Annotated in this window: 1 protein-coding gene; it reads right to left on the bottom strand. The window is 60.6% G+C overall.

The genetic code is table 11. The annotated features are described in order from the left end of the window. The coding region (locus tag AB4Z23_RS28190; protein ID WP_441361271.1) for a LysR substrate-binding domain-containing protein at positions 1–466 on the bottom strand (466 nt) is incomplete at its 3' end. Positions 467–518 lie beyond the last annotated feature (52 nt).

The following is a 518-nucleotide window of genomic DNA, read 5'->3' as shown; positions in this document are numbered from 1 at the left end:
ACTCAGCACTCAACAGCACCAGTGACTCCGCGCTCAGCGCATCAAGTCCAACGGATCTTTCACTTGCCAGAGGGTGCCCGGCTCTGACGACTAGGGCGAGGGTTTCCACCAGGAGGGAGTCGAGGTCGAGATCTGCTGTCGGCGTGCCGGAAAACGCGATCCCCACATCGATCTCGTCAGACAGGAGTAGATTCTCCATGTGCTCCTGGGAAATCTCTCGCAGATTGAGGGAGATACTCGGGTAGCGGCTGTGAAACGCCTCGACCAAGGGCCCCACCAGATAGGTCGTGAAGGTCGGCGTCAACGCCACCCTCAGCGAACCACGGCTGAGGTCGTCGACGTCGTGGAGGGCGCGCTTGGCTTCAAGGAACTCCTGCGAAGCGCGGCGCACGTATTGCAGATAAACCTCCCCGGAGTCCGTCAATCGTGTCGTACGACCCGTTCGGTCGAACAGCTGCACACCCAAGCTCTCCTCCAACAACCTGACCTGCTGCGAAAGCGCCGGCTGGGAGACATGC

The sequence above is a fragment of the Agrobacterium sp. MCAB5 genome, assembly GCF_052114365.1.
Classification (GTDB): Bacteria; Pseudomonadota; Alphaproteobacteria; order Rhizobiales; family Rhizobiaceae; genus Agrobacterium; species Agrobacterium tumefaciens.
Note: the sequence above shows the minus strand (reverse complement) of the source record. Positions and strands in the feature narration are given on the sequence as shown.